We start from the raw sequence: 21,445 nt of genomic DNA, 5'->3' as shown, positions 1-21,445 counted from the left end.
CATTGTCATTTGCCTTCAGCTTCGATAAGATTATTTAATGGAGAGGAATTGGGCTATATTTCTCATATATGTTGAAGTATTGAATACGGTATATTTACTAGCTCAGGCGCCTTACAGGGGTAGCCGAAGCGTTATTCAATGGAATTTATGCCACTTGAGTTAGGAGGATTGAATATGTCAATAGTGGACAAAGAGACAGCAATCGATTGTTGTCTGCTCGCGGGACGTCTTATGATGGAAGCTGGAGCTGAGACGTACCGTGTAGAAGATACAATGGCACGAATGGCTGAAACACAGCAGTTGTCAGCCACTCATAGTTTCGTTACGCCGACAGGTATTATTTTTTCACCAGGTAGTCCGCATCATACGAAGCTGATTCGGATAAAGGACCGGACGACGGACCTTGAAAAAGTTGCACTCGTTAATGACGTTTCACGTAAGCTATCTGCAAATGAATATACACTTGAAGAAGCGTATACTAAGCTCCAAGAAATCGAAAAAACAAATGTCATGTTTCCGCTTTGGCTACAAATTATCGCAGCAGCTGTCGCTAGTGGATCCTTTCTAATCTTGTACGGCGGTCTTTGGACAGATGTCCCCGCCGCTATCTTTGCGGGAGGTGTTGGATACGTCATAGTGACAAAAATACATGAGTTGACAAGGGTGAAGTTTTTTGCGGAATTCGTTGGCTCATTATTTATAGGGCTTATCGGATTTGCAGCGGTGCAAACTGGACTAGGATTGGAACTCGATAAAATTATCGTTGGATCGGTCATGCCGCTCGTTCCAGGCTTACTCATTACGAATGCAGTGCGCGATTTGATGGCGGGTCATTTTATGTCGGGATTGTCAAAAGGGGCGGAAGCATTTCTGACGGCATTTGCAATCGGAGCTGGCGTAGCACTTGTTTTATCTTTCTGAATGGAAAAGGGGTTTGAGTTTTGACGTGGATTGTACAAGCAATTCTTAGTTTCCTTGCTGCAACAGGGTTTGGAATTATATTTAATGCCCCACGTAGAATGTTGTTTTATTGCGGTTTTGTAGGGATGACGGGTTGGCTTATTTATAGCCTGTTTAATGGAATATCGGGAGATCCTATGCAGGCTTCATTCCTGGGCGCGTTCATGGTTGCACTCGTTGCCCATATTTTTGCTAAGCGTTTTCGTACGCCAATGATCATATTCAGTGTCGCTGGAATCATTCCGCTCGTGCCGGGGGGAATGGCTTATAATGCGATGCGGCATATCGTTGAAAAAGATTATTTAACGGCAATCTCATTTGCATCGGGTGCATTTATGGTATCGGGTGCGATTGCCATGGGACTAGTTTTTGCGGAAGTAATTATTCAGCTTATTTTCCGGTCCGGTATCGGAAGGAAAAGAGTGAAAAAAATATGAAAAACGGAGTATTCTCCTTATGAGAGATACTCCGTTATATTATTTTATATCCTTAAATTGGATGTCGTTAGAGGGTATCGGCATGCCGATATAATGACCTTGTACGGCATCTGCGCCCATTTTTTCGAGAAGCTTGTACTGCTCCTTTGTTTCAACGCCTTCTGCAATGATGTATAATCCCATCGATTTGCAGAAACGTATCATCCCTTCGACGAGTTTCTGCGTTTTTGGCTGTGTCGTCAAGGAGTCAATAAATACCTTATCAATTTTTACTTTCGTAATCGGTAGATGCTGCATATACCTGAATGATGCATAACCAGTACCGAAATCATCTAGTGCGAACTCGACCCCGGCGTCTTGAAGTTCTTTCATCTGAAGGACGATTGAGTTTTCCTCTTCAGCTTGAAAAGCGAATTTCTCAGTTATTTCAAATTGAATGCAACTTGGGGGGCACTTCGTCTTATTAAGGATGTCTATCACTTTGTTTTTCATTTGTGCATTACTGAACTCGCGAACGGAAGTGTTTACTGAAATATCTACATGACGGCCTTGTTCATTCCACCGTGCGGCGAGGGTCGCAGCTTCCTCAAGTACGAAAGCTCCAATATCGTGAATGAGACCGTTCTCTTCCGCGATTGGGATAAGCTCGTCAGGCGTAATAGTGCCAAGATCTTCATCCTCCCACCGAACGAGGGCTTCGTAAAGTGTCACTTCTCCAGACGCAAGATCGAATTGTGGTTGGTAGACTACTTTAAAACTTTGGTGATTTAGGGCAGATAACATTTTTTGGTCGATAATTGCCCGCCGATTTAGCACTTTATGTGAAGCTGCTGAAAGTGAAGAAATCTTACCGCCACCATTATTGATAACATCTTTTGTAGCGGCCAATGCGGCTTTCATAAGATGGTTATAGGTTTTTTGGTCTTCAGGATAGCGGACGACGCCACCGCTAATGGATAACGGAATGGCAATATTATTGATATAAATCGGTTGCTGTTCAAGGAATAGTAGAAAGCCTCGCACATACCAATCACCGAAGGCGGTAAGAACGATAAATTCATTTGCACCGACTCTGGCTATTGGATTATCTTGGAAGTATCGCTTAAGTCTATTTGAAAATGATTTAATAAGTTCTATCTTTGACTCGGATGATTGAAGGTCTTTCAATGTATAATAGTGATCAATGGTTATGAAGACAAATGAGAAACTTTTTGCCTCTTCAATAATTTCTGTCACGGTCGTTTCAAGTTTATAACGACTCATTAGCCCGGTCTCGTAGTCAATGAATGCAATTTGTTGTAGCTGGTCCCGTAACTGTACGTCTTCAGTGATATCCAATTCAAGAAAAGTAACGGAAAACGGTTTATCATGTGACGGCATGCTGGGAATAGCAATCATATTCACGAAATATGGCTTACCCAAACGTGTTATTTTTTCAATCATACCGAACCATGTTTTCCCGGCCGTTATACTTTTCCAGATGGCATGTGCCTGACTTTGACCTTCAACAGTTTCCGGGAACATTTGCCACAAAGTTATTCCGAGCACCCGCCTTGGTGTCCATTTACTTGTTTCCAAAAAGTTTTTGTTTGCGTAAATAATTGAACCTTCACTATTTGCTCGGGTTACCATATAAAATTGTTCAAGACTATTCATTATGTCCGGCAGTTCCGGCACGAATTGTCCATAATCTGGCTTCATATAAATGTCCCCTTCCGGATATGGATGATACTACTATTATAGGGAAGTTCTCGTGTCTGTACATCATGAAAGTGATAAATCATTAATTAATTAGCCATATTAGCAGTTTAATAGTCAAATTAGGAGGTGGAAAGACATGGATAGATTAAAAGGCATTGCCCTAATTGTTTCAGGTGCGGTACTTTGGGGGGCAACGGGTCCTATGATGGAATGGATGTTGCTACACAGTGAGATGTCAGTTTCCTTCATGCTGACAGTTCGCCTCCTACTCGCAGGCTCATTTTTACTAGCTATGCTGAAGATGCAGGGGAAGCGCATCACTCTTCCATGGAGACAAAAAGTATGGGCACGCCAACTTCTTCTTTTCGGAGTATTTGGCATGCTCGGGGTCCAATACACATTTGCCGCGTCCATTAATACGAGTAATGCAGTAATTGCGACATTATTTCAGTTCTTGGCACCGATTTTTATTATCATATTTGTAACAGCGTCACAAAAGACCTGGCCACCGATCGTGCAGGTGCTTGGAATGTTCGTGACATTAGTAGGATTACTCCTCCTATTGACTGACGGATCGTTTGCTGGTTTTGCAATGAGTAAAGTTGCTGTTTTTTGGGGACTTGCGCTTGGTTTTGCCTTCTCGTTTTACACGTTATATCCCGTCCGGCTGATGCAGGAATGGGGGGTTTTGCTATCCATTGGCTGGGGGATGATTATAGGGGGGATAACGCTTTTCGTTTTGAATCCATTGACAGTTGTGACCCACTTGGACTATTTAGCAGATTGGACTATAGCGGGCATGCTCCTCCTCGTCATTATCGTAGGAACCGTTGCCTTTATTTTATTCATGAGTAGCATGAAATACATATCACCAGTGGAAGTAAGCATATTGTCGAGCTTTGAACCGCTGACAGCAATGGTTATTTCCGTTATCTGGTTCGGTCAGGTACTTGGCATGTGGCAATTGACAGGGGCGATAATTATGCTTATCGGGGTGACTTGGCTGTCGGTTGCGGGTAGTAGGGCAAAAACATAGAATAGTAGAAGGACCGGTTCCCGTTGGGGGGCCGGTCTATTGTTATTGGTTTCTTAGATATATGCAAAGACCGCGGACTCTTCGTTGTCCGAGTTTGCAATTAGATTTCGAAGGTTGCAATTAGAGCATCCAAGTTGCAATTAGAAAATTGGAGTTGCAGTTAGGGTGTCCAGGTTGCAATTACAGTTATTAAGGAGAATTCCCTGCTTAGATTGAAGCAAGGACCTTTGAAAAACTGTTAATCATACTTATGAGGAGATCAATTTTAAGATAACCTACAATTCAGTCGAATTGGCTATACACAATTGGGTCGCTGTGTCATAATAAGTTCTATCGAGAAGTAATTCGTGAAACGAAAGAGTTTTTGGGGGTCAAAAAGATGAAAACAGTTTTTTCATATGCCTGGCCATATAAATGGCCAATCGTTATTGCGTTATTTCTTATGTTACTGGAATTATCTGTAGAGCTAATTCAGCCGTTGCTCATCGCTAAAATTATCGACGATGGCATTATGGCTGGAAATGAGGCTGTTATTTGGACGTGGGGAAGCGTGATGATGGCGCTGGCGTTTGTGGCTTTTTTTTCGGGGGTCATTAATTCATTCTTTGCTGCACATGCGGCGCAAAGTTTTGGATTTGATCTACGACAGGCATTGTTTCGTCAAGTACAAGCGTTTACCATGGCGACATTTCTTCGGTTCCCGACATCGGGACTCATCACACGGTTGACGAGTGACGTCACGATGGCTCAAAACGTCCTATTTATGGGACTTCGGATTATGATGCGTGCACCATTACTCGTAATTGGAAGTTTAATTATGGCTTTTTTCGTCAATGTGAAACTAGCATTATTTCTTGTAGTTGGGGCTCCGTTTCTGCTGATCTTTCTTTATTTCATGGCGAAAAAAGGGGTCAGTTATTTTTCGCATGTCCAGCACAGGCTTGACCGAGTAAACCGTGTTATCCAAGAAAATTTACAGGCTGTACGACTTATTAAAGCGTTTTTACGTGGGGCTTATGAAGCGAGTCGCTTCTCAAAAGTATCTGATCTGTTAAGAAAAGATACGGTAAAAGCGATGCGGATGATGGAACTAATCTTGCCAATCCTGTTGTTTGTTATGAACGCAAGTTTGATGGCTGTACTATGGTTCGGAGCTATTGAAGTGCGTGATGGCGGCGCGCAGGTGGGGGAACTAGTAGCGATTGTTAACTATGCAATGCGCATGACAGGTGCGTTCTCGATGTTCTCATTCATCATTGTGGCATTCTCGCGTGCAAAAGCATCTTCTGAACGGATGGAAGAAGTTCTGCTTGCGAATGAAGACTTGGAACTCCATAGTTCGGAAAGTACAGGACTGTTACGCAATGAAGGTGATTTGAAATTCGACAACGTGTCGTTCATATATCCAGGTAAGCTGGAACCGATTTTAGATAACGTGTCATTCCATGTTTCACCGGGAGAAAAGCTCGCCATTATGGGGGCAACAGGGTCTGGAAAATCTACATTACTCAATCTTATTCCACGTATTTTTGAAAAAACACAAGGGAAGATCTATGTTAGTGGAACAGAAGTAGAGGATTGGCCGTTGAAAGATTTGAGGGATACGATTGGACTCGTACCGCAGCAATCGATTTTATTTACAGGGTCGATTTTGGATAACTTATCGTGGGGCGATATGGAGGCGGATGTCGACGAACTGGAAGAGGCGGCTAAAAAAGCACAAATCCATGAATCGATTGATCTGTTCCCGTTAAAGTATGGCACAAGGGTCGGACAGAAAGGCGTCAACTTATCGGGTGGTCAGAAACAACGATTATCCATTGCAAGGGCGCTCGTTCGGAAACCATCTATCTTGATTCTCGATGACAGCACAAGTGCACTTGACGTGAAAACGGAAACGGCGCTATGGGATGCGCTTGAAGGGGAAGAAGCGACGATGCTCGTTGTCACACAGAAAATCCGAACCGCACAAGGGGCTGATAAAATCCTCCTTTTAGATGAAGGACAAGTCGTCGGCTATGGAACACATGACGACTTGATGGAGCAGTCCGCACTGTATCAGAAAATTGCGGAATCCCAATCCGATGAGGAGGTGGCAGCCGATGTTACGCGCAATTCGTAAACCGCTCGGCTACGAGCCGATTCTATCGAAGGAAGATATTAATGGTACTGGGAAGAAGAAAAAAGAACGTGCGAGTAACTGGAAATCAGTTCTTTTCCGGATTTGGCAACTTGTCGATGAACAGCGGGGGCTACTCATTGCTGTGCTCACGCTTGTTTTTGTCAGTTCAGTCCTGGCGCTGCTTGGGCCATTGATGATTGGTAAAATTATTGACCATTATATTATTCCGATGAAGTTCGCGGGTTTAGGCGGCAGTATCGGGTGGCTTATCACTATCTATGTAGGCTTATCACTAGCGATGTATTTTCAAAACTATTGGATGGTTGGCGTCGCACAACAAACCGTTTTTCGTTTACGGACGAGTTTGTTTGCTCATCTTCAAAAGCTGCCAGTCACATTTTTTGATAAACGGCAGCACGGTGAACTGATGAGCCGAATTACCAATGATATTGAAAACGTTAGCCAAACACTGAACTCGTCTTTCATCCAAGTATTTTCGAGCATCTTGACACTAACCGGGACGCTTGGGGTCATGCTTTACTTAAGCCCGTTATTGACACTACTCACGATGATCATTGTTCCAGTGATGTTCGTAGCGATTCGGTGGATTACGCGCCGTACGGGACCTTTATTTAAAGAACAGCAGCAAGCAGTGGGCGAGTTAAACGGCATGATTGAAGAAACGATTTCTGGCCAGCGCATTGTCAAAGCATTCTCGCAGGAAGAACGTGTAATGGAAGAGTTTGCGCAGAAGAGTGAGCGACTTCGACGAACGGGTTTTTGGGCGTTGACCTACTCAGGTTTTATCCCCAAAGTAATGAATCTGTTGAACAACGCGAGTTTTGCGGTTATTGCAGGGGTGGGTGGATTGCTTGCGTTAAGAGGGGACGGTGTTATAACGGTGGGGACAATCGTCATTTTCTCTGAATTTGCACGGCAGTTCACACGTCCACTTAATGATCTTGCAAACCAATTTAACACAGTGCTATCGGCAATAGCTGGAGCAGAGCGAGTCTTTAAGATTATGGATGAACCAGTCGAGAAGGATGAAGCGACGGAATATACGGATATGATTCTCAAGGGGGACGTTGAGTTCCGAGATGTTTCCTTTGGTTATGCAGTCGAAACCGATGGCTATACAATTGACAATTTATCATTTCGTGTGAAGGAGGGGGAAACAGCAGCATTTGTCGGGGCAACGGGCGCTGGGAAGACCACGATTATGCAGTTGCTTGCTAGGTTCTATGAAGTTGGTAAAGGAGTAATCTATATCGACGGTATCCCAATTAGCAAGTTGCCACGGAAAACGCTTCGTAGCCAAATGGCATTTGTTTTGCAAGATCCATTTCTTTTCGAAGCAACAGTCCTTGAAAATATTCGTTATGGAAAACTTGATGCGACAGATGAAGAAGTCATGCAGGCGGCAAAACAGGCCAATGCGCATAGTTTCATTAGTCGGCTGGAAGATGGCTATGAGACTATATTGACGGCAGATGGCGGCGAGATCTCACAAGGGCAGAAGCAGTTGCTGTCAATTGCAAGAGCACTCGTTGCAGATCCAGTACTACTCCTTCTTGATGAAGCCACAAGTAGTATCGATACAGTTACAGAGCTAGAAATCCAAGAAGCACTCGATCGCCTTATGGAAGGCAGAACTAGTTTTGTTATTGCGCATAGACTGAATACCGTACGGAAAGCCGATACCGTTTATGTCATGGAGCAAGGGAAACTGATAGAATCCGGAAGCCAAGAAGAATTGATTGAACAACAAGGTGTATTTTACAACATGTTGCTAGAATCGAAAGTATAGAAAAGCGCAAGCGGCCTGCATAAGGCGTGCCGGCGGAGCGGCGTACTTTGCCGCATATCTGGAACGACTTATGACCCGAGCGTTTGGCCGCTGTAGTCTGGACAGTATAGAAAAGCGCAAGCGCCTGTGTAGCTCGTGAAGGAAAAAGGGAAAGACCCGGAAGCCGCCCTTTGTCTTATGGGTCTTTCATCTTTTCCACAGCGAGCTAGGCGCTGTAGTCTGGACAGTCTAGAAAAGCGGAAGCGGCACAATAAAAGGCTACAAGGACATTAAATCCTTGTAGCCTTATTTTTATTATTTTACGTCTTCAATATCGAGCAACGTACCATCGTCAAAATCAACATCAAGGTCAAACTTTGAGTAAGTATCCAAACCATACCATTGGAGAATCTTATCAATCACTTCTTGTTGGGGTGTATCTTTTGTGATACGAATTTCTATAAACATTTTACTAAGCTCATCCATAGCTTTATTATCTTTTAGTTTGATATTCTTCAGTTTATTTTCATAATCTGCATCTGCTTTTTCGGTCACATCGTAATCAGCATCAATTGCATCTTTACCATCGACATCGATTTCAAGATCGAATGACGAAAAACCGAATCCATTACCGGTTTCGATGGATCCGCCAGCTTTCTCATCTTCATTAATAATAATTGCTTCTTCACGGTTTGGCTTATCGGCATTTTTCCCGAAGTTGCCGCATCCGCCCATCAGCAATGCACCTGTAATTACGATTGTACCTACAGCATTCAATTTTCTCAAAATACTCACTGCCTTTCGGATTCATTGTCTTATCTATTATTTTGCCTTAAAATCCACTTTCTAAACAAAATACTTGTACAAATAAGAAAAGCGTAAGCGCTGGAGGGCGTTAAACTAAAGGAAGGTAGTTTAAATTAGTGTTTCCCTGTTGCAGAGAGTGGGGATGTAGTTCAATCCCTACCCACTGCTCCAGGTGAAATACAATTTTACTTTTTTATCGTATAAAAAAACCGGCATTTAAGCCGGCTAGTAAAAGTAATGTATAATGTGCGAATATAATTGTGTTAGTTACCATTTCGCGATATGTTCTTCCGAAGTGCCAAGCATGTTGCGGATTTGTAGGGTGGAGCCGTCATGTAAGCGTACTGTTCCGTTGAAGTAACCGACAACTTGATGGACCTCCGTGCGTACTAACCGGACATTCGTCATGGAAACACGTTCAAAAAAAGGTGTAAATGTTATGTTGACTGTATCTGAAAACTTCGTTCGAATTTTCCAAGGCATCATGAAGTTTTTATTATCATATGTAAATAGAACATCCTCATGAATTTTAGTCATCAAACCATCAACAAACACCGCGTTTTCAGTCATGCCTGTCCCATCCGTCCATTTACCACCGAAATTAAGTCCAATGCGACGACCACCAAGACGCTGAGATGCCATCGCCCAGTTCCATTCTGCTTTTCGCGGCCAGATTCCTCTGCCGTAATCGAGAACAGCAAAACTATAATCTGGATTGAAATCGTACCGTTTGTCCCCGATTTTAACGAACCCGGATGTTGGTAATGAATGATGCTTAGCTGTGAACTGGAAAACGTCCCTGCTCCTAGGTATAACAACATTCAATGATTCATCGTTAATTGGATGACCAATATGGAAATCTGCATGTAGTACTTCATTATCAAAGTCTGGGATTGTCACGGACAGATGGGTTTCGCCTTGAATATGTATGATCTGGACAGTTAGATTATCATTCACGAATTTAACGCCATCCAACACGTTTTCAGGCATCTTCACATTGCGCCCAATTGGAATCGTTATTTGCTTTTCATAAAATCGCTGCGTTTCATAATTTAAAATATAGACAAAGCAGACAGCTGCATAATCAAGATGGCTAATCGTTGCGGAAAATAACAAATCTTCCCCGTACACACACCAATAATTCCACTTCTTCTTCCGCATGAAGTGGTTCTTGAGATTGCTCTGGATGAAAGGCTGACGTGCGAAGCCGATTGCTTCTGGATTCAATAACCCTTTGTTGTCACATAACGCAACGGGTTCGGTAATTTCTCTTTCTGCATGCTGCATATAGACTTCCCCCTGCCTATTGTCTTTTTCAAATCATCTTGCTATACTTCTTATTGTATCAAAGATACGGGGCATTAGCTCAGCTGGGAGAGTGTCACGCTGGCAGTGTGAAGGTCAGGGGTTCGAGCCCCCTATGCTCCATATAGGTTTAGAAGGGTGTCCAGTATAACTGGGCCCTTTTTTTGTTCGAAAATAGTCTTTCGTGCTGCGAGTAGTAAAATGGGAATCCATACATAATTAATCCAACGATAAATACTGTTAGCTCCAAATCTTGTTCTGAGAGAACGAGGTTAGGAGCTAACAGTATTTTTAAAATTCATGATAAAATAAAAATAAACGCACGATTATATCATATTTGCTAACTTTATATATTGAACCACGTCTGTTGATTATCCACTTTCTTACATGAGCTACCTGTAAGAAAAGCATACAGCCTACACTTGTACATTTTCGGCGCGTTTTGGACGAAATAATCACTTTGTTCTTGATTATTGGAACAGAAAAAGTGAAGAGGAGAAAAACGGATGGAATTATTAACGATTATCTTAATGTTGCTAGTCTTATTGCTTGTTACAAACGTTATTGGGAATTACGTGACACTATTACCAACTGCATTAATCCAAATTATTGTGGGGCTTATTTTTGCATTAGCTGTTAAAGATTTTACAATTGAAGTGGAGACAGAATGGTTTCTTCTACTGTTTATAGCACCACTTTTATACAATGAAGGCGCTCATTTTCCGCGAGAGGAATTATGGAAAATGCGTGCGTCAATTTTTGGGAATGCTATTATTTTAGTACTTCTAACTACGATACTTGGTGGAATATTTGTCCATTGGATGATTCCAGCAATTCCTTTAGCAGCTGCATTTGCGCTCGCAGCAATTCTATCACCGACGGATCCAGTTGCTGTAAATGGCATTGCGAAACGTATTCAAATTCCAACTCATATTATGAATTTAGTGCGTGGGGAATCTTTAATCAATGATGCTTCAGGACTTGTTGCATTTAATTATGCTGTTTTAGCGGTGGTAACCGGTTATTTTTCAGTTCAAAAGGCTACAGGAGACTTCTTATATATGTTTATCGTTGGGGCATTGCTTGGTATCGGGCTTGGACTTTCGATTAATTTGCTTCGCTACGTTCTACGTAGAGGGGGATTTGTCGACGTAGTATTCCATTCGCTATTACAAGTTTTAACGCCATTTATTATTTTCTTTATAGCAGAGGAAATGTTCCATGCATCAGGTGTTATAGCGGTTGTAGCAGCGGGGATTATCCATGCGCTTGTAAGAGAGCGTACAGAAAACTTTAGAGCGCAGGAGCAAGTGTTGACGGATAACCTGTGGTCAATTATCGCATTTGTATTAAACGGTTTAATTTTCTTACTGTTAGGTTTAACACTCCCATCTGCAATGCGTTCATTACTGGAAAATGAACAGATGAGTAATTGGCTGTTGTTAGGGTATGTTCTTGCATTAGGTTTCGTCGTACTCGGTATACGATTTTTGTGGTCGCACACCATTAATCATTTCGATTATTACATTTTGAAAAATGTGACAGAAAAACCATCTCTGAAAACAAGTCTAATTACGAGTTTGGTAGGTGTCCGTGGAACGATTACAATGGTCGGTGTGCTATCGATTCCATTTTTTACATCAACGAACGATTTGTTCCCAGAGCGTTCACTTATTATCTTTTTGGCGGCAGGCGTTATTCTATTGACACTTATTATGGCAACAATATTTCTACCTATCCTAAGTAAGGGGGAAGCGAGCACGCATACGACCAGTTCAGATTTAACGAATGAAAAGCAGCGTATGATCATGGGAGCTATTCAGAAAATCAATTCGGAAAAAACAGAAGAGAATGCTTCGATTGTCTATGAATTATTAAACGACTATACACTCATGTTGCATATGTTGCGGTCGAAAAATAAAAACGAAGAAGAGCTACGAGAATATAACGAGCAGCTGAAGATGGAAAGATTGCATTCTTTAATGTTGGAGCGTCAATATACGGAGGAATATATGAGTGTGCACCAAGTGAAGATGGTTACGTTAAAAAGTATCGAAAAGTCGGTTTCGATTCGTGAAAAGGCGGCAACAAGCGGTGCGAATCACTTTATCCGTCAGCGGTTCTATCAAGTACTGAGAGATTGGAAACGCGGGCGCTTAAGTGACCGAGAATTAGAGCAGGTTCAGGAAATGGAAGATGCGGTGCAAATATTTACGTTTGAGAAAGTACTAGCGGGTTTGGAAGAACGAGCTTCTATTAGTGAACAACCAGAAGTTCTACACAATATGATTTATTATTATAAACGCCTTCTGAATAAAAAGGAATTGCCCCATAAAGTAGAGATGGATCAATCCATTTTAGACGAACAAAAGGAGATTCTATGTTTGAATGCTATTGAAGTGCAGAGAAAAGAGATTTCAGAAATGTTCAAGGACGGTGCAATCAGCACGGTAGAAGCAAAAGAGCTTCGACGTTTTGTAAACTATATGGAAAGTGTAGTTTTATACGAATATGTCGAATAATGTTAGCCGAAGAGTGGTCGTTCAGAATATCCGGATATTACTTCAGGGGATTATTGAAGAGCGTTCATAAGCTGAACTTCACGCTATTAGTATGAAGGTCAGGGGTTCATATATCACTACACTTCATAGGATTACGAAAGCGTTCGGTTTATCCGAACGCTTTTTGTTGAATTAAAGGAGTAAATATACATTAATATAAGTATTAATTAATAGAGTAGTGCTATATAACTTAGTCCCTTACAGATAAAGCTTGTAGTCTTGCATATTTTAACAAATACATTAATTTATTGTATATAAATGGTTAGAATAATTTAATTATTCTTGTAGACAGATTAATAGCGTTACTTTATACTTTACATAATTCATCAGAATGGGTGAATGTTATTTACATAATACTAAAGGGGGATGAAAAACAATGAAAAAGTGGTTAACAGCGACATTAATGATTGCAGTTCTACTTGTTGCAGGGTGTAGTAAAGATGCTGGGGGCGTCACTACAGAAAACTCGACTCTGCAAAACGTGGCGAAAAACAAGAAGCTAGTAATTGGGATGTCGCCAGGGTACTTCCCGTTTGACATGAAAGATCCAAATGGTGATTTTGTAGGCTATGACGTTGATACTGCAAATGCTATTGGTGAATGGTTAAAAGTAGATGTGGAGTATAAACAATTCACATTTGACGGGCTTGTTCCGGCACTTCAAACGGGAGAAATCGACATGATTCTTGCAGGTATGACAATCCGAGGAGACCGAGCACTTGTTGTCAGTTTTTCCAACCCATATTATAAAACTGGCCAAGCACTTATGGTTCCTGCCAAAGATACTTCGACGAAGTCTTGGGAAGAACTTGATGTGAAAGGGAAAAAAATTGCAGTTGGTATTGGAACAACTGGGGCACTCTTAGCGAAAGATCTTTTCAAAAATGCTGAAATAATGGATTTTGAAGAATTCCCATCTGCTGCAACAGCAATGGCGCAAGGGCAAGCAGATGCTGTTCTTTATGACGAACCTGCCATCGCTGTATGGAAACTTCGCAATGGCGATCAAGTCAGAGCTGTCGAAGGCCTAATTTCTTCAGAAAATTTAGGAATTGCAGTAAAGAAAAATGACATTGAAACAATTTTGTGGCTTAACTCATTTTTAGCGAACTATATTGATAGCCCAGCTGAATTGGCTTCAAGAAATAAGTGGTTTGAAACAAGCGATTGGTTGAATGAAGTCGTAGAAGAATAACCACTTCTTCAATTTCAGAGGGGGAAATTAAATGGGCGGCTATAATTATGACTGGAGTATTATAACAAACAATATGGATATATTTATTGATGGAGCGTTGAAAACGTTGGAAATTTCAGCGATAGCGCTTCTGATTGCTATACCCATAGGAATCATTTTTGGACTAGGACGTATTTCAAGAAACAAATTCTTTCGACTTATTTCCTCTATCTATGTGGAAGTGATGCGCGGTGTACCATTACTTGTTCTTCTATTTTGGATATTTTTTGTACTTGGTCAATTCGTTAGACTTGGATCTTATTGGTCTGCCATTTTAGGCCTTGCTATTTTTTCGGGGGCGTTTATCGCAGAAATTGTTCGTTCGGGAATTCAAGCAGTACCAAAAGGACAAATGGAGGCTGCGCGTTCATCAGGCATGTCCCACACGAATGCAATGCGATATATCGTTTTACCACAAGCGTTTCGACGAGTGTTACCTCCTTTGGCATCACAGTTTATCATTTTAGTTAAAGACTCTTCTCTTGTGTCTGTTATTGCAGCGACGGATTTAACGTTGAATGCAAAAAATCTTGTCGCAACATCGTTCCGCTCGCTAGAAGTATGGACATTTGTCGCGATAGTTTATTTAATTATGACGTTCAGTATGTCGATGATTATACGATATTTTGAGAAACGACTTTTATCGCGCGAGAACTGAGTGTAAGCTTGTTATGAAGGAGTGTTTTTTATGATTACCATTAAAAATGTTAATAAATCCTTTGGTGCTCATCAAGTACTAACGGATATATCACTTGAAGTACCGAAATCCAATGTAATCGCACTTATTGGACCGAGTGGTGCCGGGAAATCAACGCTCATTCGGACATTGAATGCGCTAGAACCTATTGATAATGGCGAAATCATTGTGGATGGCGTTTCTATTCACGATAAAAAAACGAATATTAACAAAGCGCGCATTAATATCGGATTTGTATTTCAGAATTTCAACTTGTATCCATTTTTGACAGCGCTTCAAAACGTGACAATAGCACTCTTGAAGGTAAAAGGGATGAATAAAGAGGCAGCGGACAAGAAAGGGAAAGAATTGCTTATCTCTTTAGGCCTTGGCGACAAATTCGATGCATATCCTGGTCGGCTTTCTGGTGGACAACAGCAACGTGTAGCTATTGCACGGTCGCTCGCCATGGATCCACAAGTAATGCTATTCGACGAACCGACATCCGCACTCGATCCGGAAATGGTGACAGAAGTGCTTGATGCGATTCGTAAATTGGCACACGATGGCATGACGATGGTCGTCGTTACACATGAAATGGGCTTCGCCAAAGAAATTTGCGACGAAATTGTCTTTATGGCGGAGGGGAAAATTGTAGAAAAGGCTCCACCATCAAAATTCTTTACGAACCCAGACTCCGAACGCGCGAAGAATTTCTTATCCAAAGTACTGAACCACTAATTTTTTTGTGCTTCAACTTTATTGGATAGTTAAAAGGCGTCAAACTCATGCAATTAACTTGCATAAGTTTGGCGCTTTTTTTAATATAAATGAACTTTTTCCATCTTTGTGTGTCTAATGAGTAGGAACGGTGGAAATGGGGTGGCATTGTGAATGAAGTTGACCTTGCTAAACGAGCGATTAAACGCGATGAGCAAGCATTTTTGGAAATCATCCATCTATATAAAGAACCGCTTTATCGAACGGCTATTGCTTTCTTGAAAAATGAGCATGACTCCGTTGAAGCGCTACAGGAAGTGACGGTTCGCGCGTATAAAAAAATTCACACTATGAAAGAACCGAGGTATGTAAAAACGTGGCTAATACGGATTATGATGAACTATTGTCAGGATCAGTTGAGGAAGAAAAAACAAAATGTTCAAAGCGATAAATTAGATGAATTTGGAAGTGAAATGGATTATACATATCTTGAAATTGAGGAGGCAATTGCAACATTATCAGAGGTCGAGCAACGATTAATTCACCTCATGTATTTTCAAGATATCAAGATTAAGGATATTGCCGTAATTGAAAGTATTCCTGAAGGGACCGTCAAGTCTAGGCTTCATAAAACATTGCGGACATTACGAAGTTTTCTTTCTGAAAAAGGGGATGTGGACCATGTTTGAAAACGAAGAAAAGCAATTGCGGGAAGTTAGGTCGAAATTAGAAGAATTTCCAATTCCAAATGAGCAGTTGAATGACGCGATTCAGAGTGGATTCTTAATTGCCAATTCAGAGTGGCGGGCGAAACGCCAAAAACGTCGAAAATCACTTTGGACGGTTGCTATCGCTGCAGTATTTTTACTCGCATTCATAACGTCCATCCGGGTGTCACCGGCCTTTGCGAATGCGATCGCTTCGATTCCTGGAATGGGAAAACTTGTAGAATACATTCAATACGACAAAGGGTTACAGGCGATTATGGACAACGATTATTATCAGACTGTCCATGCCAGTCAGATGAAGGATGGTTTAACGCTTACCATCAACGGCGTCATACTGGATGAAAGTGGAATCGTCATTACTTATACACTTGAAGCGCCTTATTCCATCGAAGTACTCGATTATAAAAAAATCGAACTTTATCATAATGGCAAGGTAGTTCCACCTGGCACAGTATCATACAATAATCCAAATCAACGGCATGAAAATAGAAAAGAAGACATAATAGAAGTATTATTCTTAGCAAAACAATCCTTTGATACGCAGGACTTTGTACTGGAACTTCAATTGGATAATGAAAAGGAAACGGCTTTTTCCCTTCCTTTTACGCTGCCGAAAGAAGTGAAGAAAGGAAAAGTTTTTGCGCTCGACAAAGTGGTCGAAGTTGAAGGTCAAAAAATGACGATTCAAGAGATTACAATCTATCCATTACGTGTGGAAGTGAAAGTGTTTTTTGATGAACCGAACTCCATGAAGATATTGAACTTTATGGATATGCGGATTGAAGATGAAAAAGGGGAAGTGTGGAGTAGCATTCAAAATGGTACGACTGGACTTGGTTTTAGTGACAATGAGCAAACTTTCTATTTGCAGAGCAATTACTTTGAACAACCTAATAAGCTATATTTTAAATTTAATAAGATGCAGGCATTGCCGAAAGACGAGTCCTATCTTCTTGTTGATCTTCAAAAACAGGAGGTCATCATGCAACCTTCTGATGGGAAAATTGAAATGACAAAAATGACTCAGAACACGATAGAAGCAAGATTCCCGCTAGCAGAAGAATTTGGCTACTTCTTGTTTTTTACAGCTGAAAATGGGGATGGGCAAAAGGTTGAGTCTAATAGTTCAAGTAGTTGGAGAGATGAAGAATATCAATATTCATCGATCAATTTCACAAAGAATTATAATGAAAGTCTATTAAAAGTATACTTTCAAGCGTATCCGAACTACATCAATGGAGATATTTCCGTGGAGCTTAAATGAACTTTTTAGATGAAATAAAGGCGCTACAATTTGTCAGAAAGGCATTCCTACTTTGTTCTATTCATACGATGGAATAAGGAGGGGTTTGATCATGTACAACAGGGAAGCGGCTGTTCGCTATGCAAACCAGTGGTGGAATGGCCGCAATCCGGCATTTCCATCATTCGATGTAGATTGTACTAATTTCATTTCACAATGTTTGCTTGCGGGGGGAGCACCAATGCATGGTTACCCGAATCGCGAAAGAGGCTGGTGGCTGCGTGGAGGAACGTGGAGTTTCAGTTGGTCGACGTCGCATTCGTTGCGTTGGTATTTAGCGGGTTCGAAAAAAGGATTAACTGCAACACAAGTTTCATCAGCTGAAGAATTAGGGCTAGGGGATGTCATTGTCTACGATTTTGAAGGTGATGGCAGATTCGATCATTCGACCATCGTCACCGCAAAAGATGGCTCAGCACCACTCGTTAATGCACATACGTTCGACGCACAGCATCGTTTCTGGGCATACAAAGATTCATATATGTTTTCGCCAAATGCAAAGTACATCTTTTTTAAAATTAATGACCAGTTTTCATGATGACTATAGTTGCGAATGTAATCGTAAAAAAGCAGTCCGTCAACTTAAGACGGACTGCTTTTCTTACGATTAGTCAAGTATCTTAGATAACTTATCTCATTTCCTCTGAAGAAATTTTTTCATGAACATTCATGCATTATGAGGATTTTGATTGTTGATCCACACCAAATAAGCCTAATGACTTTTCGTTTTTTCACAAGGCTTGAATATGTTAAAATGATGCTACGGCTATACTAGGGGGCTAACCTGTAGTCGTAGTTTTGATTATGTGTTACAAGAAAGAAAATCGTCTTTAACAACTTGTTCACGCATGCGATGGAGGCAACCTTATGACATTTATTGTAGGGTTGCGCTTTTAATTTATCGTAATACTCCACGATATGATTTCCACCGAATCGTCGCTGTTTAATCATGTTCTGAACGTTTAGATACATGATTTTACGCAAGTGCTTATTCCCACGTTTATTGATTTTATCTCTCGCTAAAAATTTCCCTGATTGGTATCGTCTAATATCGATACCTGCATATGCGTTTAGCTGTCTGTTGTTGTCAAACCTACGAATGTCGCCAATTTCCGCTATGATTCGGACGGCCGTGTTCGCTCCAATAGCAGGGAGACTACGTAAAATTTCATATTCTTTAAGTTCCTCGGCAAGGGACTCCATTTTGTCGATGCATTGATTCTTCTGAAGAAGGAGCTCTTGATATCGTTTTGCATATACACGTACTTGATCACACAGTACATCAGTTGAAGAGGCGGCTGGGTAAGATTGTTTTGCTGCCTTGAGTAGTTCAACTGCCTTTTCCTCCGCTTTTTTAACGGACAATCGTTTATTTGTATTGGCAAGTATCCGATTTTTAATGACCGTCTTTGATTGATTTATGACAAGATCTGGATGCGGATATAATTGTACTACGTTCAGGAATAGCTCGGATTTGGTTGTGAATATCTTCTCGAGCTCAGGAAAGGTTTCCTGAATGACCTTATGCATTCGGCTCCGGGCGACGCTCAATTCATCGTCCAATTCACTGTAATGCCTAGACATTCGTTTCAGTTGTCTGTAAACATCATCCGACACTGTTTCAATCCGTCTTTCGGTCGTAAAGTGTGTGAGTGCCAATTGATGTGCATCACTTCGATCCGTTTTGTGCATACGCAAAGAATCGCATTGGAGTTTTGCTTCCAAGGGATTTAAAAGACAATACCTGTATTTGTTCTCTATCATAAAACGTTCCAGAGGCCTTGAGTAGACACCTGACGCTTCAAATACGATGTGAGGATGCTCTCCATATCCGTCAATTAAGTCATCGATCAAAACTTTGAGTTCGATGAACTCGGGACGATTGTGCTCGATTTCTTTCTCCAACTCACACTTCTTCAGCGCGTTATAAACGACCATATAGCTCTTTCCCATACTGACATCAAATGCGATGACGTGTTTCATATTCACCCTCCTTGTGTGTTTTAAAGACCTCACCTTCACCTTATCGATTCCCATTTCTTATACACGATCTCGATGGATCCAACATACTTAAACCTGATTCAAATAAGGGGAGTGAAGTAGGTCGGTTTTTTATACGGATTCAAGACCCCAAAGCTGCCACGACCTATTCTTCACCTCTACTATATAAAAAAATAGTAGTGCTAACCAATGCCTTGGTCTGCACTACTGATCTTAGTATGTTTTTTACTGTCTAGACTCTAGCGCTTTTGTTTGTTCAGTCAAACCATAGAACAGCGAGCGTTCCCTCGCCGGCATGAACCGCAAGGACGGAGCTAATATCTCCAATATTCACTTCGAGATCAGGTATTTGTTCCGTGATGAGAGTTTTCAAATGCTCTGCCTGTTCTAAGACATTGCCTTGCATTAAATGAATTTTCGTTCGGCCTGGATGGTGGCCAGCGACTACTTTGTCGACCAAGTATTGAAGTGCTTTTTTCTCGGAACGCACTTTGTCTACTGGTTGTAATTCACCTTCGGGCGTAATGTGGACAATTGGTTTTACTTTCAACAAGCTCCCAATGAAAAATTGTGCAGCGCTCATTCTGCCGCCTTTGTACAATTGTTCAAGCTGTCCCATTAGGATATAGTTATGCATTGTGCCAGCCATTTTCTTAAGCTGCGCTTCAATTTCTGGAACAGTTGCACCTTCGTCTTGCATTTCTATGCCCCGTTCGATTAATCCTGTGACCCCATAGGATAAGGAAAGTGAATCGATGAATGTAACAGGGAATCCCGAAATTTCTGAGCCTGCTATAGAAGAAGCAAGTGTCCCACTCATTTTACCGGACACATGAACAGCAATTGCTTGCTCGTACTGTTCCGCAATAACCTTGTAACGTTCAGCAAATGCGCCCGCAGAAGGTTGTGATGATTTTGGGAATTCTTTAGCGTTCTTGATTTTCTCGTAAAGTTGCTGAGGATTCAAGTCTACACCATCAACAAATTGTTTTTCACCGAAATGTATATTTAAAGGTACTGAAAAGAAGTCTGGGTGTTGACGAAGTTCCTCTGAAATGTATGCTGTGCTGTCTACAATCCACGCAATTGGCTTTTTTATCATGATTAAAATCATCCTTTATCACTATAATATACGCTACTATTACTATACCATGAAAAGTAATAAGAACATATTTAGAAAACACTAAATATGTCGAAATTTAGGCAGCTTCGCTAAAAATCAATGGTTAAGGTATAATAGAAGAAGTATGTGTAAAGGGGAAATGAGTTATGAATGAGCAAGCTTTATCTGTCAGAGATGCGATTATTACGCGTCGTTCAATAAAGAACTTTAACGGTCAGCCGGTTGATCCGGAAAATATTGCCGAAATACTTGAAGATGCGGCATGGGCACCAAATCATGGCAATCGAAATCCGTGGCGCTTTGTTGTAGCTGCTGATAAGGGATATGTGAAATTCCTCGATATTTTACGTGAATATGGTGTGCCGAAATGGAAAGAACTTTCGGAAGAAGAGCTTGAGAAACAAATGAAGAAATTCACAGGACCGGGTGCAGTTGCATTTGTTATTGTCCCTGAGGACCCTCGTCAGAAAGAACGTCTAGAAGATTATGCAGCGGCAAGCATGTTTGTTCAGAACACCATGCTGCTCGCATGGGATAAAGGAATCGGAACATGCTGGAAAACACCAGGCTTCCTGGATAACCCGAAATTCAGAGAAGAACTTGGCGTTAAACCAGGTGAACGTATTATCAGTATGCTTCAATTTGGTTATTATGACGAAAGACCAAAGGCTCGACCACGTAAACCGCTTGAAGAATTTGTCACGTATTACGGTGAGGAAATCGAAGAAGCATAATGGTATTGAAGTAATTTTTGCTCGGATTGCATTTGATAATGCGATTCGGGCTTTTTTGCAGTTCTATATCGGTGGTGTTGAGCGACCCGTGCGTTGTGAAGTTGCGTTTAGACGTTGTTAACTTTATTTAAAGTGTTGTCTAGTTCTTCAAAAGCGTTGTTTAGTGACCCGTGCGTTGTTAAGTTAGACAGAAGCGTTGTTAAGTTGC

General features: G+C 41.2%; 18 protein-coding genes and 1 tRNA gene. 14 read left to right on the top strand and 5 right to left on the bottom strand.

The features are described 5' to 3' along the window. Nucleotides 1-174: 174 nt before the first annotated feature. Nucleotides 175-921 (top strand): threonine/serine exporter family protein, encoded by a 747-nt coding sequence (locus tag MKY15_RS05390; RefSeq protein ID WP_067213355.1) that lies wholly within the window; start codon nt 175-177, stop codon nt 919-921. A 20-nt stretch (nt 922-941) separates the two neighbouring features. Then, the gene (locus MKY15_RS05385) at nt 942-1,397 is read left to right on the top strand and encodes a threonine/serine exporter family protein (protein ID WP_067213354.1); all 456 of its coding nucleotides are present in this window, start codon (nt 942-944) and stop codon (nt 1,395-1,397) included. Nucleotides 1,398-1,436: 39 nt separating this feature from the next. On the opposite strand, the gene MKY15_RS05380 is transcribed toward MKY15_RS05385, so the two are convergent. After that, entirely contained in the window at nt 1,437-3,098 is a 1,662-nt protein-coding gene (locus MKY15_RS05380; protein ID WP_067213351.1) for an EAL domain-containing protein, read from the bottom strand. A gap of 136 nt (nt 3,099-3,234) precedes the next feature. Between MKY15_RS05380 and MKY15_RS05375 the strand changes: the two genes are divergently transcribed. From MKY15_RS05375 to MKY15_RS05365, 3 genes are all read left to right on the top strand, one after another. Then, on the top strand, nt 3,235-4,134 hold the full coding sequence (locus tag MKY15_RS05375) for a DMT family transporter (protein ID WP_187046057.1): 900 nt from the start codon (nt 3,235-3,237) through the stop codon (nt 4,132-4,134). Between the two features lie 379 nt (nt 4,135-4,513). Beyond that, nucleotides 4,514-6,256, top strand: coding sequence for an ABC transporter ATP-binding protein (locus tag MKY15_RS05370; RefSeq protein WP_067213339.1), 1,743 nt, complete (start codon nt 4,514-4,516; stop codon nt 6,254-6,256). After that, nucleotides 6,237-8,066: an ABC transporter ATP-binding protein gene (locus MKY15_RS05365; RefSeq protein ID WP_342539205.1), complete on the top strand. Its 1,830-nt coding sequence runs from the start codon at nt 6,237-6,239 to the stop codon at nt 8,064-8,066. The genes MKY15_RS05370 and MKY15_RS05365 overlap by 20 nt, the downstream gene beginning before the upstream one ends. Before the next feature lie 294 nt (nt 8,067-8,360). On the opposite strand, the gene MKY15_RS05360 is transcribed toward MKY15_RS05365, so the two are convergent. After that, nucleotides 8,361-8,831, bottom strand: a complete 471-nt coding sequence (locus MKY15_RS05360) for a YusW family protein (RefSeq protein WP_067213334.1) — start codon at nt 8,829-8,831, stop codon at nt 8,361-8,363. Between the two features lie 288 nt (nt 8,832-9,119). Continuing rightward, complete coding sequence (locus MKY15_RS05355) at nt 9,120-10,139, bottom strand: DUF2804 domain-containing protein (protein WP_067213330.1); 1,020 nt, start codon at nt 10,137-10,139, stop codon at nt 9,120-9,122. Between the two features lie 68 nt (nt 10,140-10,207). Between MKY15_RS05355 and MKY15_RS05350 the strand changes: the two genes are divergently transcribed. The 8 genes from MKY15_RS05350 to MKY15_RS05315 all read left to right on the top strand — a co-directional run bounded on the left by MKY15_RS05350 (nt 10,208) and on the right by MKY15_RS05315 (nt 17,917). After that, a tRNA-Ala gene (locus MKY15_RS05350) sits at nt 10,208-10,280 on the top strand. A 383-nt stretch (nt 10,281-10,663) separates the two neighbouring features. Next, on the top strand, nt 10,664-12,679 hold the full coding sequence (locus tag MKY15_RS05345) for a Na+/H+ antiporter (protein ID WP_187046038.1): 2,016 nt from the start codon (nt 10,664-10,666) through the stop codon (nt 12,677-12,679). A 415-nt stretch (nt 12,680-13,094) separates the two neighbouring features. Then, complete coding sequence (locus MKY15_RS05340) at nt 13,095-13,913, top strand: transporter substrate-binding domain-containing protein (RefSeq protein WP_082786746.1); 819 nt, start codon at nt 13,095-13,097, stop codon at nt 13,911-13,913. A gap of 31 nt (nt 13,914-13,944) precedes the next feature. Then, a complete protein-coding gene (locus MKY15_RS05335) occupies nt 13,945-14,610 on the top strand; it encodes an amino acid ABC transporter permease (RefSeq protein ID WP_187046037.1) in 666 nt (221 codons plus the stop codon). 30 nt (nt 14,611-14,640) lie between these two features. Next, a complete protein-coding gene (locus tag MKY15_RS05330; RefSeq protein WP_067213323.1) occupies nt 14,641-15,369 on the top strand; it encodes an amino acid ABC transporter ATP-binding protein in 729 nt (242 codons plus the stop codon). A 149-nt stretch (nt 15,370-15,518) separates the two neighbouring features. Next, nucleotides 15,519-16,037, top strand: a complete 519-nt coding sequence (locus tag MKY15_RS05325; RefSeq protein ID WP_067213322.1) for a sigma-70 family RNA polymerase sigma factor — start codon at nt 15,519-15,521, stop codon at nt 16,035-16,037. Continuing rightward, nucleotides 16,030-17,340: a DUF4179 domain-containing protein gene (locus MKY15_RS05320; RefSeq protein WP_342539204.1), complete on the top strand. Its 1,311-nt coding sequence runs from the start codon at nt 16,030-16,032 to the stop codon at nt 17,338-17,340. Before MKY15_RS05325 ends, MKY15_RS05320 begins: the two co-directional genes overlap by 8 nt. 91 nt (nt 17,341-17,431) lie before the next feature. Next, on the top strand, nt 17,432-17,917 hold the full coding sequence (locus tag MKY15_RS05315; protein ID WP_187046034.1) for an amidase domain-containing protein: 486 nt from the start codon (nt 17,432-17,434) through the stop codon (nt 17,915-17,917). Between the two features lie 233 nt (nt 17,918-18,150). Here the strand turns inward: MKY15_RS05315 and MKY15_RS05310 are convergent, their stop codons facing one another. Continuing rightward, nucleotides 18,151-19,362 carry an IS110 family transposase gene (locus tag MKY15_RS05310; protein ID WP_342537653.1) on the bottom strand — a complete coding sequence of 404 codons (1,212 nt, stop codon included), beginning with the start codon at nt 19,360-19,362 and terminating at the stop codon, nt 18,151-18,153. Nucleotides 19,363-19,636: 274 nt separating this feature from the next. After that, complete coding sequence (locus MKY15_RS05305) at nt 19,637-20,482, bottom strand: DegV family protein (RefSeq protein ID WP_187046033.1); 846 nt, start codon at nt 20,480-20,482, stop codon at nt 19,637-19,639. 167 nt (nt 20,483-20,649) lie between these two features. Between MKY15_RS05305 and MKY15_RS05300 the strand changes: the two genes are divergently transcribed. Next, entirely contained in the window at nt 20,650-21,237 is a 588-nt protein-coding gene (locus MKY15_RS05300) for a nitroreductase (protein ID WP_067213314.1), read from the top strand. The last annotated feature ends 208 nt before the right edge of the window (nt 21,238-21,445 follow it).

This window comes from Sporosarcina sp. FSL K6-1540 (genome assembly GCF_038620285.1).
Classification (GTDB): domain Bacteria; phylum Bacillota; class Bacilli; order Bacillales_A; family Planococcaceae; genus Sporosarcina; species Sporosarcina psychrophila.
Note: the sequence above shows the minus strand (reverse complement) of the source record. Positions and strands in the feature narration are given on the sequence as shown.